This is a genomic window from Streptococcus pseudopneumoniae, assembly GCF_001072375.1.
GTDB lineage: Bacteria > Bacillota > Bacilli > Lactobacillales > Streptococcaceae > Streptococcus > Streptococcus pseudopneumoniae_L.
Genome location: NZ_JVKV01000029.1, coordinates 1 through 378, shown reverse-complemented (window position 1 = coordinate 378; position 378 = coordinate 1). Strand labels below are relative to the sequence as shown.

The 378-nt window shown below is 31.0% G+C and carries 2 pseudogenes; both read left to right on the top strand.

Going from position 1 to position 378, the window contains the following annotated elements:
• Positions 1-139: pseudogene (locus ADH31_RS10190) on the top strand (DUF4190 domain-containing protein); the annotation flags it as partial.
• A 113-nt stretch (positions 140-252) separates the two neighbouring features.
• A pseudogene (locus ADH31_RS09865) lies at positions 253-378 on the top strand (DUF4190 domain-containing protein); the annotation flags it as partial.

Genomic DNA, 378 nt, shown 5'->3' with positions numbered 1-378 from the left:
GATCATTGGTCTAGTCTTGGCTAATTCACATCAAAAAGAATCTGAACTTGATTATAAAACAGAACGAATTCTTAATATCGTAGGGATTGTCATTTCAGTCCTTAACTGGATTGCAGGAGTCGTTTTGATGATGCACTAATCAGGATTCTAACAAAAAAAGCTTTAGTTTTAAAGCTTTTTTGTTTTATCCAATTGATAAAACTAATTTTTATAGTATTATTCATTTGTATGAGTTTAAGGAATTTTTTGAAGATGAAAGAAAAGAAAAAAACATCACTTGTTTTAGGTATCCTATCTATCGTCCTTGGTTTACTATCTCCAATCGTAGGTCTCATTTTGGGGATCATTGGTCTAGTCTTGGCTAATTCACATCAAAAA